14 protein-coding genes are annotated in these 16,149 nt (G+C 67.4%); 6 read left to right on the top strand and 8 right to left on the bottom strand.

Features of this window, described 5'->3' with window-relative positions; genetic code table 11:
• Nucleotides 1-195 precede the first annotated feature (195 nt).
• From OD750_RS20275 to OD750_RS20260, 3 genes are all read left to right on the top strand, one after another.
• Nucleotides 196-2,550 (top strand): S8 family serine peptidase, encoded by a 2,355-nt coding sequence (locus OD750_RS20275; protein ID WP_425508249.1) that lies wholly within the window; start codon nt 196-198, stop codon nt 2,548-2,550.
• A 654-nt stretch (nt 2,551-3,204) separates the two neighbouring features.
• Nucleotides 3,205-3,663 (top strand): hypothetical protein, encoded by a 459-nt coding sequence (locus tag OD750_RS20265; RefSeq protein ID WP_263540872.1) that lies wholly within the window; start codon nt 3,205-3,207, stop codon nt 3,661-3,663.
• The gene (locus tag OD750_RS20260) at nt 3,660-6,698 is read left to right on the top strand and encodes a tandem-95 repeat protein (RefSeq protein ID WP_263540873.1); all 3,039 of its coding nucleotides are present in this window, start codon (nt 3,660-3,662) and stop codon (nt 6,696-6,698) included. Before OD750_RS20265 ends, OD750_RS20260 begins: the two co-directional genes overlap by 4 nt.
• Before the next feature lie 54 nt (nt 6,699-6,752).
• Here the strand turns inward: OD750_RS20260 and OD750_RS20255 are convergent, their stop codons facing one another.
• The 8 genes from OD750_RS20255 to wrbA form a co-directional block, all read right to left on the bottom strand.
• Nucleotides 6,753-8,657, bottom strand: a complete 1,905-nt coding sequence (locus tag OD750_RS20255) for a hypothetical protein (RefSeq protein ID WP_263540874.1) — start codon at nt 8,655-8,657, stop codon at nt 6,753-6,755.
• Nucleotides 8,627-9,061, bottom strand: coding sequence for a toxin-activating lysine-acyltransferase (locus OD750_RS20250; RefSeq protein WP_272842089.1), 435 nt, complete (start codon nt 9,059-9,061; stop codon nt 8,627-8,629). The genes OD750_RS20255 and OD750_RS20250 overlap by 31 nt, the downstream gene beginning before the upstream one ends.
• Before the next feature lie 16 nt (nt 9,062-9,077).
• Nucleotides 9,078-10,013 (bottom strand): hypothetical protein, encoded by a 936-nt coding sequence (locus OD750_RS20245; protein ID WP_263540876.1) that lies wholly within the window; start codon nt 10,011-10,013, stop codon nt 9,078-9,080.
• A 67-nt stretch (nt 10,014-10,080) separates the two neighbouring features.
• Nucleotides 10,081-10,695 carry a hypothetical protein gene (locus OD750_RS20240; RefSeq protein WP_263540877.1) on the bottom strand — a complete coding sequence of 205 codons (615 nt, stop codon included), beginning with the start codon at nt 10,693-10,695 and terminating at the stop codon, nt 10,081-10,083.
• A 259-nt stretch (nt 10,696-10,954) separates the two neighbouring features.
• Nucleotides 10,955-11,440: an asparaginase domain-containing protein gene (locus OD750_RS20235; RefSeq protein WP_263540878.1), complete on the bottom strand. Its 486-nt coding sequence runs from the start codon at nt 11,438-11,440 to the stop codon at nt 10,955-10,957.
• Between the two features lie 38 nt (nt 11,441-11,478).
• Nucleotides 11,479-13,149, bottom strand: coding sequence for an acyl-CoA dehydrogenase family protein (locus OD750_RS20230; RefSeq protein ID WP_263540879.1), 1,671 nt, complete (start codon nt 13,147-13,149; stop codon nt 11,479-11,481).
• Nucleotides 13,146-13,493: a DUF2069 domain-containing protein gene (locus OD750_RS20225; protein ID WP_263540880.1), complete on the bottom strand. Its 348-nt coding sequence runs from the start codon at nt 13,491-13,493 to the stop codon at nt 13,146-13,148. The genes OD750_RS20230 and OD750_RS20225 overlap by 4 nt, the downstream gene beginning before the upstream one ends.
• Nucleotides 13,490-14,089 carry an NAD(P)H:quinone oxidoreductase gene (wrbA, locus tag OD750_RS20220; RefSeq protein ID WP_263540881.1) on the bottom strand — a complete coding sequence of 200 codons (600 nt, stop codon included), beginning with the start codon at nt 14,087-14,089 and terminating at the stop codon, nt 13,490-13,492. Before wrbA ends, OD750_RS20225 begins: the two co-directional genes overlap by 4 nt.
• Nucleotides 14,090-14,137: 48 nt before the next feature.
• On the opposite strand from wrbA, the gene OD750_RS20215 reads away from it, so the two are divergent.
• Genes OD750_RS20215 through OD750_RS20205 form a run of 3 tightly spaced genes read left to right on the top strand, consistent with a single transcriptional unit; the run spans nt 14,138 to nt 16,142 of the window.
• Nucleotides 14,138-15,415, top strand: coding sequence for a YihY family inner membrane protein (locus OD750_RS20215; protein WP_263540882.1), 1,278 nt, complete (start codon nt 14,138-14,140; stop codon nt 15,413-15,415).
• On the top strand, nt 15,412-15,879 hold the full coding sequence (locus OD750_RS20210) for a TlpA family protein disulfide reductase (protein ID WP_263540883.1): 468 nt from the start codon (nt 15,412-15,414) through the stop codon (nt 15,877-15,879). The genes OD750_RS20215 and OD750_RS20210 overlap by 4 nt, the downstream gene beginning before the upstream one ends.
• Nucleotides 15,876-16,142 (top strand): acylphosphatase, encoded by a 267-nt coding sequence (locus OD750_RS20205; RefSeq protein WP_263540884.1) that lies wholly within the window; start codon nt 15,876-15,878, stop codon nt 16,140-16,142. The genes OD750_RS20210 and OD750_RS20205 overlap by 4 nt, the downstream gene beginning before the upstream one ends.
• Nucleotides 16,143-16,149 lie beyond the last annotated feature (7 nt).

Genomic DNA, 16,149 nt, shown 5'->3' with positions numbered 1-16,149 from the left:
GGAGGCGTACGGCGACGGACGTGCGAGGCGGGGAATTGGAGCTTGGTGGCCCAGGGGCCGTACACGCGATCGTTCTTGATCGCGCGGAGCGGCTTTTCCAACTTTCCGGTGGGGATACAACTCGTGAAGTCAGTTTCACTTGCAAACGTCCGTCGCAGCGCGCTTGCGCTCGCTCTTCTCGGCACCGTCGGTGCCGTGCTTCCGGTTCATGCCGCGGGCGTCAGCCCGGCGGAACGCGCCGCCTATATCAACCGCGTCGGCTTCGACATGGGCGCGGCCGGCGAGCGGTTCGACAGCTTCATCGTGTACTACAACGGCGCGGAAAACGCGCTGACGCGCAGCGCGGCCGAATCGTCCGGCGCGCAGGCGCTCGCCGTCGCCGACATCGATCGCGTCGGCAAGGCGCTGGGCCTGAACCTCGTTCACGAGCGCGAGCTTGCGACCGGCGGTCAACTCATCCGCATCGATCCGGCAGCCGGCGCGCGCGCCGGCACGTCGCCGGCGCTCAGCGCCGACGCCGCGGCCGAGTTCATGGTGAAGTTCGCGCAGAACCCGGCCGTCAGCCGCATCGAGCCGAACCATCGCGTGCACGCGACGCTCGTGCCGAACGACACGCGCTATAACGAACAATGGGACATGTTCAATTCGGTCGGCGGCATGAACGTGCAGTCGGCGTGGGACGTGGCGACCGGTTCGGGCGTCGTCGTCGCCGTGATCGACACCGGCATCACGCCGCACAGCGATCTTTCGGGCCAGACGGTCGCCGGCTACGACTTCATCTCGAGCTCGACGACCGCCCGCGACGGCAACGGCCGCGATTCGAACCCGAACGACGAAGGCGACTGGTTCGCCACGAACGAATGCGGCGTGCCGTATTCGTCGAACTCGAGCTGGCACGGCACGCACGTGGCCGGCACGATCGCGGCGCTGACGAACAACGCCAAGGGCGTGGCCGGCGTCGCGTTCAACGCGAAGGTGCAGCCGGTGCGCGTGCTCGGCAAGTGCGGCGGCACGATCGCCGACATCGCCGACGCGATCATCTGGTCGTCCGGCGGCACGGTTTCCGGGGTGCCGGCGAACGCGACCCCGGCGCGCGTGATCAACCTGTCGCTCGGCGGCCAGGGCGCGTGCTCGTCGACCGAGCAGAACGCGATCAACTCGGCGCGTTCGCGCGGCACGGTGCTCGCCATCGCGGCCGGCAACGACAACGCGAACGTCTCGGGCTTCGACCCGGGCAACTGCAGCGGCGTCATCTCGATCGCCGCGACGACCAAGGCCGGCAGCCGCGCGAGCTATTCGAACTATGGCGCGCTGATCGACGTGTCGGCGCCGGGCGGCGACGGTTCGGGCGGCGCGGGCGACATCCTGTCGACGCTCAACTCGGGCACCACCACGCAGAGCGGCGAAACCTACGCGTTCTACGCCGGCACCTCGATGGCGTCGCCGCACGTCGCCGGTCTCGCGGCGCTCATGCTGTCGAAAAATTCGTCGCTGACGCCGGATCAGATCGAAACGCTGATCAAGAACAACGCCAAGCCGCTGCCGGGTTCGTGCTCGGGCGGTTGCGGCACCGGCATCATCGACGCGGCCAAGACGCTGCAGGCCGTCACGGGCGGCGGCGGCAACGTCGCGCCGACCGCGAACTTCACGGCGACCACGAGCGGCCTCACTGCCAACTTCACCGACACCTCGACCGACAGCGACGGCTCGATCGCGTCGCGCGCGTGGAACTTCGGCGACGGCACCACGTCGACCGCGGCCAACCCGAGCAAGACGTACTCGGCGGCGGGCACGTACACGGTCACGCTGACCGTGACCGACAACGGCGGCGCGACGAACACGAAGACCGGTTCGGTCACCGTGTCGAGCGGCGGTGGCGGCGGCAACGTGCTGCAGAACGGCGTGGCGGCGACCGGCATCTCGGGCGCGGCGAATGCCGAAGTGACCTACACGATGGTCGTTCCGGCCGGCGCGACGAACCTCAAGTTCGTGTCCGCGGGCGGTACCGGCGACGCCGACATGTACGTCAAGTTCGGGTCCGCGCCGACGACGTCGAGCTACGACTGCCGTCCGTACCTGTCGGGCAACAACGAGACGTGCAACATCGCGACGGCGCAGGCCGGCACCTACTACGTCAAGCTGCGCGGCTACTCGGCGTTCAGCGGCGTGAGCCTCACCGGCAGCTACACCGCCGGCGGTGGCGGCGGCGGCAGCTTCTCGAACACGACGAACGTCAACATTCCGGATTCGTCGAGCGCGACCAGCTCCATCGCGGTCAGTGGCCAGAGCGGCAACGCGTCGGCGACGACGAGCGTGCAGGTGCAGATCGTCCACACGTATCGCGGCGACCTGCAGATCGACCTGATCGCGCCGAACGGCACGTCGAGCCGTCTGAAGAACGCCTCGTCGAGCGACAGCGCGGCCAACGTCAACGCGACGTACACGGTCAATGCCTCGGGCTCGCCGAAGAACGGCACGTGGCAGCTCAAGGTGACCGACCTGTACTCCGGCGACACCGGCTACATCGACGCCTGGACGATCACGTTCTGAGGTAACGGGATCGCCGGCGCGGGACGTGCCGGCGATCCCTTTGACGTTTCTTTTGCGAGTACAACCTGGGTAGCGGAGAACTGATGCCGCCACCCACCAGAATTTGAGAGCGAAGCGGACGGAAGCTTCGCTCCTTACCGTCCTCGGAGGGGAGGAGCCCGGCCCAGGCGCGCCAACCGCGCGCCGAACGCCGGATCGGCATGGCGACATCCGTTACGGCCATCGCCGCGACCGCCGCGTGTTTCACCCGCATGCGGCTGTAACGGGGAGGCCCCCGCTCATCACTGGGCGGGGGCTTTTTCTTTTATGGCTTCCGGTTTTTTCCTCGTCATGCCGGCGAAGGCCGGACTGCGCAGGCATGGATGCCGGAGCGGACATTCGCGCAGCGAATCTGCAATCTCGCCGCGACCGGCGGGGCCCCGGGTGAAGCGGGCGGCTTCCTGCCGCCAGAAGCGAAGGCGTCGCTTCGTCGGGAGCGTCCTGGCAGCGTCCGGCGGCGCTTCTTTCGGCTGTTCGAACCAACAGCGACGCGCAAATGCGCGATGCGGGCTATCACCTTGTCTCAAAAAGGATAACTGCCCGAAAAATCGCGCGAAATCTCGCCGCGACCGCCGTAGACTGCCCCCGCCGCTACCGCGGAGCCAGGGGGAAGTCATGACCATCACGCGTGCCGCATTCGCGGCGGCGCTCGCCGTCGCATCCGTTTCTCTCGCTTGCGCCGCCGACTCGCGGCCCAAGGCCGATATCCGACCCGCCACGCTCGCCGACCTGCCGCCCGGCATCGCCGCCGCCGTTCGCGCGCATTCGGCGCAGTCGCCGTCGCGTCCGGCGTCCGCGAGCGCCGCGCAGGTCGTCGTCATCGATCCCGCCACGGGCCGAATCGTCGACGTGCCGCCGCCGCCGCGCGGGACGCCGGACTATCTGGAACCCGAACCCGAGCCCAAGGTCGACATGGACCTGCGCGTGTCGCCTTCTGGATTTCTCTACATCGATACCAGCGGCTACCAGTACAACAGCACGGCCACCGTCGACGCCGACGGCAATGTCCACGTGCAATGCGACGAGCCCGGCCATGACCACTCGGCCGACGCGCCGCCGGGACACAGGCCATGAACCTTTCCCTGCAGCGACTTCTCGCCGCGCTCGCGTTCGCCGCGGCGGACGTGTCCGGCGCCGCCACCATCCAGCTCGTCGGCGGCACCGGTTTCAACGATGCCACCATCGTCTCTCCCGAAGGCGGCAATACCGGCACCACGCTGGGACAGCAGCGCACGAATCTGTTCCAGGCCGCCGCCAACGTCTGGGGCGCCGCGCTTTCCAGCAGCCAGACGATCAAGGTCAGCGCGACGTTCACGGCCCTCGCCTGCACCGCAACGACGGGCACGCTCGGGTCGGCCGGCGCTGCGACGAACATCGTGCTCAACATCGGCACGAAGCAACGCTACTTCGCCGTGGCGCTGGCCGAAGCGCTGGTCGACCAGGACATCAACGGCACCGGCGTCGCCGAGATCAACGCGAACTTCAATTCGCGCGTCGACCAGAACGATACCTCGTGCCTCGGCAGCACGCGCTTCTACTACGGCCTCACCGGTCCCGCGCCGGCCGGCACCATCGCGCTGTATCCGGTGGTGCTGCACGAACTCGGGCACGGCCTCGGCTTCGCGCCGCTGTTGTGCCGCACGGCGGCCGGCTGCACGGGGCCGACGACGGCGTTCGGCGGCTATTTCAACAACATTCCGGACATCTGGTCGGAGTTCGTGCGCGACAACAACGCTGGCGGCACCGGCGCGAACCGGCACTGGGTCGAGATGACCGCGGCCGAGCGTGCCGCGTCGTTCACCAACGATCCGAATCTCGTCTGGAACGGCATGTCGGTCACCACGAATCTCGGCAGCCAGGCGGCGATCGCGCGCAACGAGGGCCGTTTGCGCACGTATGCGCCGGGTACCTATGTGCAAGGTTCCAGTGTTGCGCATTTCCACAGCGATGCATCGCCCAATCTCCTGATGGAGCCCTCGTTGAATTCGGACGTGTTCACGCAGACCGATCTCACCGACTGCCTGTTCCAGGACATCGGCTGGGACGACAGTCGCTGCGCCCTCGTGCTCAACAACGCGCCCACGCTGAACACGATCGCCGATCCGCCCGCGATCGACGAGGACGCCGCGCAGCAGACCGTGAACCTTTCGGGCATCGGCGACGGCGATACGCTCGCGCAGACGGTGTCGATCACGGCCGTGTCGAACAACCCGGGGCTGATTCCGAATCCGGCGGTGAACTACGTCGACCCGAATGCCACGGGCACGCTGACGTACACGCCGGTCGCCAATCAATCGGGCAGCGCGGTCGTCACCGTCACGGCGCGCGACGACGGCGATTCCGCCTACGTGCCGAATACGCTCGATCGCACGTTCACCGTCACCGTCAACGCCGTGAACGACGCGCCGCAGGCGACCAACCTGTCGGCGAGCGAAACCTACACCGAAGATACGACGCTCGATCTCACCGACATCGCGGTCTCGGATATCGACAGCAGCGTCGTCACCGCGACGTTGACGCTGACGCCGGCGAGCGCCGGCAGCCTTACGACGGCCACGGTCGGCGGATCGACGTCGTCGTACAGCGCCGGCAGCGGCGTGTTGACGGCCGTCGGCCTCGTCGCCGACGTCAACGGCCTGCTCGCCGGCGTGAGTTTCGTGCCCGCCGCTGACAGCATCGCGAGCGCTACGATCTCCACGTCCGTCAGCGACGGCGTCGCGCCGGCCCTGACGGGCAACAAGCCGCTCGCCGCCGTCGCGGTCAACGACGCGCCGCGGCTGACGAATCCGTCCGCCACCGACACGTATGTCGAAGACACGCCGTTCGATCTGTCGAACTTCGTCGTGATCGATCCCGACAACACGACGCTGGCCGTGACGCTGCAGCTGTCGCCGGCCGGTATCGGGCGCCTGAGCGCCGGTACCGTGGGCGGCGCGACGTCGACGTACGACGCCGGTACCGGCGTGTGGCAGGGCAGCGGGCCGATCGCCAACCTGCAGCAACTGCTCGACGGCGTCACGTTCACGCCCGTGCCTGACAGCGCCGCGGCCGGCACGCTGGCGATATCGGTCAGCGACGGCATCGCGCCGGCCGTGACCGGCTCGCGCACGCTCGCCGGCACGGCGGTCAACGATCCGCCGGTCGCGGGCGGCGCGCAGTCCGCGCAGACCGACGAAGACGTACCGGCATCGCTCGCGCTGACTGCCGCCGACGTCGACAGCGCCCCGCTCGGCGTCGTCCTGTCGGCCGATCACGGCACGCTCACCTTGCCGGCCGTCGCCGGACTGGCGTTCACCGCGGGCGACGGCACCGGTGACGCGACCATGGCGTTCAACGGCCCGATCGCGGCGCTCAACGCCGCGCTGGGCGGCGTGACGTTCGCGCCGCCCGCGGACTACAACGGCACGGCCAGCGTGACCTACGGGCTGAGCGACGGCGAGGCGGCGCCGGTGTCGCGCGTCGTCGCGATCACGATCGTCGCGGCGGCCGACACCGTCGCCGATACGATCGCCGTCGCCGAAGACGGCTCGGCGACGTTCAACGTGCTGACGGGCGCCGGCGGCGCTTCCGCCGACACGTTCGCGGGCGCGGCGACGCTCGTCGCCGTGAGCAAGCCCGCGCATGGTGCGGCCACGTTCGCGGCCGGCGGCAGCGTCACGTACACGCCGGCCGCGAACTACGCGGGCAGCGACGGGTTCACCTACACCGCGAGTGCGGGCGGCGTGACGGAAACGGGGCAGGTGTCGATCGATGTCGGCGCGGTCAACGACCCGCCCACCTTGAATGCGATCCCCGACCCGGCACCGATCCCGCCGAACGCGGGGACGCAAACCGTGCAGCTCGCAGGCATCGGCGCCGGCCCCGGCGAAAACCAGACGCTCGCGGTGACAGCCGCGTCGAGCAATCCATCGGTGATCCCGCATCCGTCGGTGAGCTATGCGAGCCCGGGCACGACCGGATCGATCGGCTTCGCGCCCGCGCACAACGCGGTCGGCACGGTGACGATCACGGTGACCGTCACCGACGACGGCGGCGGAGCGAACAGCGTCTCGCGCAGTTTCGTGCAGCAGGTCGGCGTCGACGTGCTGTTCATCGACGGGTTCGAATGAGGCGCGGCCTCGCGGCTGCGCCGCCTGCGAGGGGCGGTGCAGCCGGTGGCGCTCTCATTCGAGGGGCGGCGTTTCGAAAAAATGCCACTTTTCCGGATAGTGCAGAGTTCGTCGGTGCAGCCTGACGACGCCTTCGCTCCGGTCGAAATCGCGAACCGCGACGCTCCAGCCGGCGCCGTGCGAATCGATCCGGAGCGGAAGGAAATCGTCCGCGTGCAACGACGCGCCGAAGAAGTCGAGGTGTTCGCCGCAAACGGCCCCTTCGAGCCACAGGAGGAATTCTCCCGCCGGAACCGCTTCGCATAGCAGTACGCTGGAGCGCCCGCGATTCGCATAGCCGATGACGAGCAGGTTCGCGGGCAGATTCCGCCAGTGTCGCCTGGCCGACGCGACTACGTCGTCGATGAAGGTCGCGAATCGTCGTTTTTCCGCCAGATCGGGCGGCGCGGGATCGAAACGCGCGAATCGCTCGTCGAGCAACTCGCCGATGCTGCGGCGCAAGGATTCCCGATAGATCCCCGCGCGCGGCTTGAGAAGCCGGCTCGCGGAAAACCAGGCACGTCTCGTCTTCCAGGCGTCGATTCCGGCGCTGCCGAAACCCTCCCGCAACAGATCCCGAATTTCGGTCAGCAGCGCGTGCTCGGCGCTGCCCGGCGCTGCTGATGCCGAGCCGACAATCGGTTCGTGCAGCCAGGCTGCGGTCGATCGGTCGCCGAACGACGCATTGAGCGTGGATTGCTGCTGCAGTTTGAAGTATCGGCGGAACGCAGCCGCAGCATGGCCCGCCGGCTTCGCATCTTCCGCTTCGCCGTCGAGGGCGAGGAGATGCGCGCAGGCTTTGTCGAACGCGGTTTCGTACGCCCGCTCGGCCGAGTCGAGAATGCTTCGGAGGTCATCTTCCGACGCTTCGATGCCGCCGAATTTCCGGCAATAGAACAGCAGCGAGCGGATCGTGGCCTGGACGACGGTCATTTCCTTGCCGAAACCCAGGTCGTGCGGAAGAACCTGCACGTTCGACCAGTCCGGGAACGCATGCATGTTTCCGAAATCGAGCAGTTCGGCTTCGATCGTCAGGTTCGATGAAAAATAGCCACCGCCATACAGCCGCTGCACTTGTCCGAACGCGACCTGACGCGCGATGCGCTCGAAGAGATCGACGAGACGCGCGACCGCGCCCCCGGAATGCGAGGCATCGTCGACGAATTTCCGAACGACGGCCCTGGTACGTTCCGTATCGTGAGCCTGGACGCTGACGAAGTTCCCGGCGGGGCGCACGAACGCGGGTGCGCGCTGCAGATGCGCCGGCCGAATCATGGCGGGACGTACGATCAAGGCGCGGCGCAACGGCCGGCTCGGCGTTCCCGACGACAGGAAGGTCAGGCCGGTCTCCAATATCGCGATCACGGGCACCGCGCCATACGGAAACTCGAGGTCCGCGATTTCGCCGTAGATCGCTTCGCGCAACGCGACGTCGAGCGACGCGCATCCGTGCGAATGCGCGCGGTCGGCACCCTGGCCGACGAGCGGGGTCACGCCGACGCCCTTGACGTGGAAACGGCGGATCAAGGCGGCGCGGCCGCTGCCACCGTGCGGAAACGAGCCGCTGGTGCTGCCGTATCGGTCGGCATGCAGGACCGCCTCGACCTCGTCGAACGCGTCTGCGTCATCGATGTCTTCGGGCACCGCGTAGGCGAACTGATCGACCAGCCAATGCTCGAGACGTGCCGAAGAGGCTTCGTCGCAAAACCGAAATCCGCGCTCGATGAACCAGCGCCGGTTCAGCCACGACAGGCGTGCCCGCCTGAGCTTGCGCGCGATGAACGGAACGAGCAGATGCGGCCCCCAGTCGAAGAGGTTCGGAAGGCCCTCTTCAATGCACGCGATCTCGGCGGCGGACAGCCCGTCGGCGGCAGACGGCAGCGAAGCCGCTACGGCGCCGGGAAGTGGCGGTGCTTCCATACGGTCACCTTCCGGACGCGGCCGTCGGCATCGCGGCGTAGCGACTTCGCCTTGTCCACACAGGCGAACAGATGCATCGTTTCGCGGATGCGGCGCCTCGGCTTTTCGCCCAGGACGACGAAATCGAGCAACCACAGCCGATTGCCCTCGTTCCATTCCGAAAGGTGCAGGATGACTTCCGGATCGTTCAGCAGACGATGCTCGCCTTCGGCGCTGAGGAAAGCCCAGGTCACATAGCCCCGCAACCCACCGGCGCGGTCGAAGAAGAAGCGGATCTGCCCGAGCTGGATCGCGGGCCGGATCCACAGGTCGAGGCAGGCGACCGGATACCGGCAGTACAGGTCGGACTTCATCATTGCCGTCGCGGCCCAGCCGAGCTGCAGGTAGTAGTTGTCATCGCTCATGGGCGATTGGGTTCGCTCAAAAGGGGTAGGGCCAGATGTCTTTGTCGATAACGGCGCAAGAAACCGGAGGCGAATCCAGTTTTGGAGAACTGGAGAAATACCTCGCATACATGTCTTTGGCCCAAGCCTCCGCGGCTAGTCGTTCGTCGCGGGTCAGCGTTTCGTCCGGGCTCGCGAAATCAAGATCGAGTAGCATCGCGTACTGACCGACCGCTCCCAGCCGCAGCAATCGGTTCATGCGGTATTGCGTGGTGCGTTCACCTCCGGTCTGAGTCCGAAGCAAGCCTTCCGAAGGAATGCCGCGCGGACCCATCGAAAATATTTCCGCGATGCGCCAGTCGCCTGCCGAGAACGCGCGATCGATGTATGTCGGCGCAAGAATCCCGTAACGCGCTCGTTCTTCGCTCGACCAAGGGCGTTGCAAGGAGACGTCGGACTTGATGTAGCACAACGCGGCATCCGCGTCGCCGGCTTCGGCTGCCTCGACGACGCTGCGCCAATAGCGGGATTCGGAGTCACCGACATCGGCGGGCGGGCATTCCGACAGCATCGCCTCCGCGCGCTCGAGTTTTTCGTCGAACGATGCGATCTGCTTCTTGCATGAAGCCAAAACGTCCGGCCTTGTCTCGGAATCGCAGGAGATTCTCTGGGTTCGCATGCTCTCGACGGCGCGAACGACGCCCGCGCATTTCTTGGCCTCCTGGAATCGCTTTGTCTTTGCAACGGAGATCGAAGAATCTGCCACCGGCAATTCCGTCACGGATATATCGCGAGACGGTTCGGCCGGTCCGGGCGCGGGCGCGTTGGGGGATAGAAGCGCTCCTTCGTCGGGAGTCGATGGCGCGCCGGAAGCCGTTGGCATGCGCGATCGATCGCGAGACAGCGTCGTGCTGGCGATCAAGGCCACGAAGGCAAGGAAAAGCGTCCCCGCGATCTCTTTTCTTCGGCGCATTTAAAATCTCGCGCGGGACGTGCCGCAATAAAAGGGCATCATGGTGCGAAGCGCGAGCAGCGACAACTCACCGGTAACCGCCACAGGCGGCCCCCACTGCTGCTTTGTAGTTCTGATAGGTCGTGAGTCCGGCGGCCTCGGCAACGGTTTCGTTGTTCTCTCCTTGGGTATGAGCGTATTCATGCCCCAACGTCTCGATGTGGTTACGCATATTGATCGCCCCAGGCGGATATACGAATACGACTCCACCGATTGCGGGCGGCGGGGGCCACCCCGTCGAGCCCAGGACGATATCCCAGCTTCCGGGCGGCGGCGAGGGCCCGTCGGTTCGCTGGTAGACCGCGGGCGAGGTTCCTCGCTCCTTCCACATGTACCAGTTGGCGTACTTTACAGAAAAGCCCTCCTTCAACGCGTACGGCCCGTAAGCGGCGGCGCATCGCTGCGCGTGCTGCTGGTCGACGAGGGGAGGCACGCGTGGCCCCGAACCGCTGATTCCGGCGCCCGGTGGCGCCGTATCCGCAAGGAACGTCGCGCCGGGCGGTACCGAGTAAGTGGCCGTCACCACCATCGTATCGAGACGGGTGACCGGCAGGATTTCCTCGCCCTCGCTCGCATGAGCGAGATTGCCGACGACCATGGTGCCGACCAGCATGCCAAGTTCTTTCGGACTCAGCTTTCTCATCGAACCTTCCCCATTCGATACGCGGCGAACGCCGCGGCGCGAACTTACGGAAGAGATCGATCGGGAGAAATATCCATCGGCCCAACATACGCTACGGAATCAAATTCCAGCGATCGGGTTGGCGTTTATTGACGCGAAAATGCAGGCTTCAGCACCGTACGGTCGTTGCTGAAAAAGCGGTGCGGATTGCAATGCGCTGAAAAACGCGCGGAAGCCGCCCGTCGCGACGGCCAGGCGGCCGTGACGCGAGGCCCAGGTTCTACCTCGGCTCGAACCGGTTCGCCGCGCGATTCTTCTTCACGTTGCGCGGATCCCACACGCGCCCGTTCATCGCGACGTACACCCCGTCGGGCAGCGACTGCAGCGCGCCGACCGAGCAGCCGATGTTGAACACGGCGTCCGATCCCTGGAACCGCGCGGGGTTCAACGCGCCGGTCAGCACGATCACCTTGCCGGGAACGTCGAGCAGCACCTGCGCGGTTTCGACCATCGTGTCGGTGCCGTGCGTCACCAGCACGTGGCGGTGCGGCTGCGCGGCGATCGTGTCGCGGATCAGTTCGCGGTCTTCCGGCGTGATGTGCAGGCTGTCCTTGCGCAGGATAGGGATCACGTCGAACGTGAACGCGACGCCGAGTTGGGCGAGGATCTCGCCGATCTGCGGCGCGCCGATCTGGTACTCCGACTTGTCGTCGAAATAGACCTTGTCGATCGTGCCGCCGGTGGTGACGATGGTCAGATGCTGCATGGCCTTTCCTTGCGTTCGCGTGCGGCGCGGACTTTACCCTACGAAACGTCGCCGGCGAGCATGCGCGCATCGTCGCCGTGGCGCACGGCGAATCGCGCGAGCCCGCGCGCGGCGAAGCGCCGCGCCGCGGCGGACGCGCGCGGATCGTTCTCGACGCGCTGCGACCACGCGCCGTGGCTCAGCGTCAGGCTCGCCGCGAAACAGCGCGCAAGGCCGATCGCCAGTTCGCGCGCGCCGGCTTCGAGCGCGTGCGGATCGCTCGCGGCGCGCTGCAGCCATTCGGTCAGCGTGCCGGTCGCGTCGCGCACGGTGCGCACCGCCGCGCCGAGGTCGGCGGTTTCCGCTTCGGCGAGCAGCGCGCGCTGCGCACTCAGGTACCCGGTGAGCCCGCCGCCGGCGCGCAGCACGCGCAGCACGTCGAGCGACAGCACGTTCGTCGTGCCCTCCCAGATCGGCAGCACCTGCGCGTCGCGCAAGAGCTGCGGCAGGCCCGTGTCTTCGATGTAGCCGGCGCCGCCGAAGCATTCGAGCACTTCGGACGATAGCGCGACGGCGAGCTTGCCGGTCCACAATTTCACCAGCGGCGTCAGCAGGCGCAGCAGGCCGTGGTGCGCGGCGTCGAGCCGGCCGGCCTGCGCGCGGCCGAGGAGTTCGACGACGTAGAACGTCAGATGAAACGCGGCTTCGAACTCGGCCTGCAGGTCGGCCAGCGTTTCCACGTGCAGCGCCTGCTCGGCGAGCGGCCGGCCGAATACGACGCGGCGATTCGCGTAGTCGCGCGCGAGCGCCACGCCGCGGCGCATCGTCGCGATCGCGCACACCGCGTTCCACGCGCGCGTGACGTTGAGCACCGGCGCGATCAGGCGTACGCCGTGCTTGAGTTCGCCGACCGGTTCGGCCGGCGCGCCGTCGAGTTCGGTTTCGGCGCTCGGCAGTTCGCGCGTGCCGAGCTTCGGCTTGAGCCGCTGCACGCGCAGGTTGCGCCAGCGGCCGTCCGCGCGGCGCGGCTCGAGATAGAACAGCGCGAGCGCGTCGGCGCCGGCCGGCGAGCCTTCCGGCCGCGCGAGCGCGAGCGCCGTGTCGGCGTTGATCGCCGACGTGAACCACTTGCGCCCGTACAGGCGCCAGCGGCCGTTCGCGTCGACGCGCGCCTGCGTCTGCGTGCCCGAGACGTCGGAGCCGCCGGTCGTCTCGGTCATCCACTGTCCCGAAATCCAGAACTGCGCCGGATCGCGCGACAGATACCGCGGCACCGCGCGTTCGATCAGGATCGCGTTGCCCGACGCCTTGAGGCACACCGCCGCGCCGTCGGTCATCGCGAGCGGGCAGGTGAAGAACGCGCTCGCGACGTGGTGCAGGTACACCATCGCGAACTGGTGCACGCGCGCATGCTCGCCATGCGTCGCCTCGTGGCCCGCCGCGACCAGGCCGCGGCGGGCTGCGATCTCGCGCGCTTCGACCCATTGCGGCGCGAGGTCGATCCGATCGATGCGCTCGCCGGTTGCGTCCCAGTTCGTCAGGCTCGGCTCGCCGCGCGGACTCTGCAGCGAGCGCCGCCAGGCGACGGCGGCGTGTTCGCCGAGCGCGTCGAGGTCGGGTTCGATCGCCGCCAGCGTGTCGGGCGGCAGCGTGCGCTTGAGATACGAACGCAGCACGCGGTCGTCGCGGTACTGGTTGCCGAGTTCCGCGGCGGATTGCACAAAGCTCATTGTGGTTTCCTCGGGCGCTTGTAGTTCCGCGACTCCCAGCCGAGCACGCCGATCAGCGCGAGGCACAGCAGGATCTCGATCCACGCGAGCGCGCGTACCTGCGGCTCGCCCCACGCGGCGACCACGCCGTGGCAGAAGTAGAACAGCGCGAGAATGCCGACCCACAGCAACGCCCGCTGCGCGCTCGCGCGCAGCGCCGTCAGCGGCAGCAGCAGCGGTACGACCATCAGCGCGACCGCGAGCCACGGCGAACCGTTCGCCGGCGGCGCGAGCCACAGGTACCACGCCGTGTGCAGCAGCACGAGTCCGGCCCACGCGGCGAAACCGAGCGTGCGCGCGCTCAAGGCGCCGCTCCCAGCCGGCGCGCGACATCGGCGACGCGGCGTCCGAGCGCGCGCGCCAGATCGCGTTCGTGCTCGCTGATCGGGCGGTCGCCCTGGCTGCCGGCGACGTGCGTCGCGCCGTACGGCGAGCCGCCGGTCGTCGTCGCATGCAGCGCGTGTTCGGTGAACGGAATGCCGACGATCAGCATGCCGTGATGCAGGAGCGGAATCTGCATCGACAGCAGCGTCGACTCCTGCCCGCCGTGCATCGTGCCGGTCGAGACGAAGCAGCCGGCCGGCTTGCCGACGAGCGAGCCCGACGCCCATTCCGCGGCGGTGGAATCGAGGAAGAATTTCAACGGCGCCGCCATGTTGCCGAAGCGCGTGGGGCTGCCGAGCACGACGCCGGCGCATTCGCGCAGGTCGCGGCGGTCGACGTACGGCGCGCCTTCGTCGGGCACCGGCGGCGCGGCGACTTCGGTGACCGGCGCGACCGGCGGCACCTGGCGCAGGCGCGCGGCCATGCCGGACACTTCTTCGACGCCGCGCGCGACGAGGCGCGCGAGCTGCGCGGTCGCGCCGTTGCGGCTGTAGTACAGAACGAGAATATCGGGCATCGGCTGGCTTTACGGGAGGCTTTCGTTCGACAGGTTATCATCGGGACGATGATCAAGATTCAAAGAGACCAGGTTCGCGCCTTCGCCTTGTTTCTGTGGCAGCGCTTCTACGCCGACCGCTGCCCGCAGACGGCCGGCGCGCTCGCGTACACGACGCTGTTCTCGCTCGTGCCGCTGACCGCGGCCATTCTCGGCATTTTGTCGGCGTTTCCGGTGTTCGAACGCTGGCGCGCGGGCCTGACCGATTTCGTGTTCGACAACTTCGTGCCGGCCGCCGGCAAGACGGTACAGGCGTACCTGACGACCTTCGCCGAAAACGCGAGCCAGGCCACCGCGGTCGGCATCGTCGTGCTGATCGTCAGCGCCATCTCGCTGATGATGAGCATCGAGGACGCGTTCAACCGCATCTGGCGCGTCGCCACGGCGCGGCCGGCCGCGTCGCGGTTTCTGATGTACTGGACCGCGCTGTCGTTCGGCCCGCTGCTGCTCGTTACCGCGATGGCGCTGAGTTCGTATCTCTTCGCGCTGCCGCTGCTCGAACAGGCCGAGGCCGGGCTGGGGCTGAAGACCCAGTTCCTGAGCTTCCTGCCTTTCGCGATCGTCTGGGTGTCGCTCGTCGGCTGCTACCTCATCATCCCGAACCGCGCCGTGCGCTTTCGCGATGCGGCCGTCAGCGCGCTGCTCGCGGCGCTGCTGTTCGAAGGCGCCAAGCGCGGCTTCGCGTCGTACCTCGGTTCGCTCACGTCGTACGAAAAAGTCTACGGCACGCTCGCGGTGATCCCGATCTTCATGGTGTGGCTGTACCTGTCGTGGCTGATCGTGCTGCTCGGCGCCTCGGTGTGCGCCGCGATCAGCGCGTTCGAATACCGCCGCGCCGAGGAGACGCTCGCGCCGGGCCACGAGTTTCTGGGCCTCTTGTGCGTGATGAACCATTTCGCGGACGCGCAGCGCGCCGGCGTGGGCCTGCGCACCGAAGACCTGCGCGAACGCGAGCGTTTTCTCACCGACGATCTGCTGCAGCGCTATCTCGCCGATCTGCATGTCGCCGGCATGGTCCAGCGCACCGAAAACGGCGAATGGGTGCTCGCGCGCAGCCTCGAATCGGTGTGCCTGTTCGACCTGTACGAAACCGGCCTGTACCGCCTGCCGCTGGAACTGACGCGCCGCGACGCCGCGCGCTGCGAGCTGCCGCCGGCCGTGACGGCGCTCGTGCAGAACATGGCCGGCGACCTGCGCGATTCGCTCGGCGTGCGCCTGTCCGAAATTTTCGTCGCGACCGACCGGTCTGTGACGATCGACGAATCCAAACCCGCGGAGCCCGCATGAAAGCCCTGATCGTTCTCGCATTCGCCGCGTTCGCCGGCTTCGCGCAAGCCGCCGACGCGCCGGCGAAGAATCCCGAACTGACGATCGCCACGATCGACGGCAAGGAATTCGACCTCGCCGCGCAAAAAGGAAAGTGGGTCATCGTGAACTTCTGGGCGACGTGGTGTTCGCCGTGCATCAAGGAGTTGCCTGAGATCTCGAAGTTCGTCAAGGAGAACGCGAACGTCACCGCGATCGGCCTGGCGTACGAGGACACCGACAAGGCCGAGATCGTGGCGTTTCTGAAAGAACACCCGGTCGTGTTTCCGATCGCGCAGGTCGATACGTTCGATCCGCCGAAGGCGTTCGAAACGCCGCGCGGCCTGCCGACGACGTACATCGTCGACCCGACCGGCAAGATCGCGCAGAAATTCACCGGCCCGGTCGACGAGGGCGCGCTGCGCAAGGCGATTCCGGCGAAATGAGTGCGGCGCGATTTCTGGTTTCCGGCCGCGTGCAGGGCGTGTTCTTCCGCGCCTCGACGCGGCAGGTGGCGCTCAAGCTCGACCTGAGCGGCTACGCGAAGAATCTGCCCGACGGCCGCGTCGAAGTGCTCGCCGTCGGCGAGCCCGAGCGCATCGCCGAACTCGAGCGCTGGCTCGCGCACGGACCGCCGCTCTGCAAAGTGGATTCTTTGCGCCGCGAAGACGTCGTGGCCGAACCCTCGGACGGGTTCGCGACGCTATGACGCCGCG

The sequence above is a fragment of the Tahibacter soli genome, assembly GCF_025717065.2.
Taxonomy (GTDB): domain Bacteria; phylum Pseudomonadota; class Gammaproteobacteria; order Xanthomonadales; family Rhodanobacteraceae; genus Tahibacter; species Tahibacter soli.
The sequence above is the reverse complement of the archived record's forward strand: the minus strand, read 5'-3'. Positions and strand labels throughout refer to the sequence as shown.

What these genes read in the sequence shown, in the direction of transcription:
- OD750_RS20265 (WP_263540872.1), top strand. Translation starts at nt 3,205, where the DNA reads ATGACCATCACGCGTGCCGCATTCGCGGCGGCGCTCGCCGTCGCATCC.
- OD750_RS20260 (WP_263540873.1), top strand. Translation starts at nt 3,660, where the DNA reads ATGAACCTTTCCCTGCAGCGACTTCTCGCCGCGCTCGCGTTCGCCGCG.
- OD750_RS20255 (WP_263540874.1), bottom strand. Translation starts at nt 8,657, where the DNA reads ATGGAAGCACCGCCACTTCCCGGCGCCGTAGCGGCTTCGCTGCCGTCT.
- OD750_RS20250 (WP_272842089.1), bottom strand. Translation starts at nt 9,061, where the DNA reads ATGAGCGATGACAACTACTACCTGCAGCTCGGCTGGGCCGCGACGGCA.
- OD750_RS20245 (WP_263540876.1), bottom strand. Translation starts at nt 10,013, where the DNA reads ATGCGCCGAAGAAAAGAGATCGCGGGGACGCTTTTCCTTGCCTTCGTG.
- OD750_RS20240 (WP_263540877.1), bottom strand. Translation starts at nt 10,695, where the DNA reads ATGAGAAAGCTGAGTCCGAAAGAACTTGGCATGCTGGTCGGCACCATG.
- OD750_RS20235 (WP_263540878.1), bottom strand. Translation starts at nt 11,440, where the DNA reads ATGCAGCATCTGACCATCGTCACCACCGGCGGCACGATCGACAAGGTC.
- OD750_RS20230 (WP_263540879.1), bottom strand. Translation starts at nt 13,149, where the DNA reads ATGAGCTTTGTGCAATCCGCCGCGGAACTCGGCAACCAGTACCGCGAC.
- wrbA (WP_263540881.1), bottom strand. Translation starts at nt 14,089, where the DNA reads ATGCCCGATATTCTCGTTCTGTACTACAGCCGCAACGGCGCGACCGCG.
- OD750_RS20215 (WP_263540882.1), top strand. Translation starts at nt 14,138, where the DNA reads ATGATCAAGATTCAAAGAGACCAGGTTCGCGCCTTCGCCTTGTTTCTG.
- OD750_RS20210 (WP_263540883.1), top strand. Translation starts at nt 15,412, where the DNA reads ATGAAAGCCCTGATCGTTCTCGCATTCGCCGCGTTCGCCGGCTTCGCG.
- OD750_RS20205 (WP_263540884.1), top strand. Translation starts at nt 15,876, where the DNA reads ATGAGTGCGGCGCGATTTCTGGTTTCCGGCCGCGTGCAGGGCGTGTTC.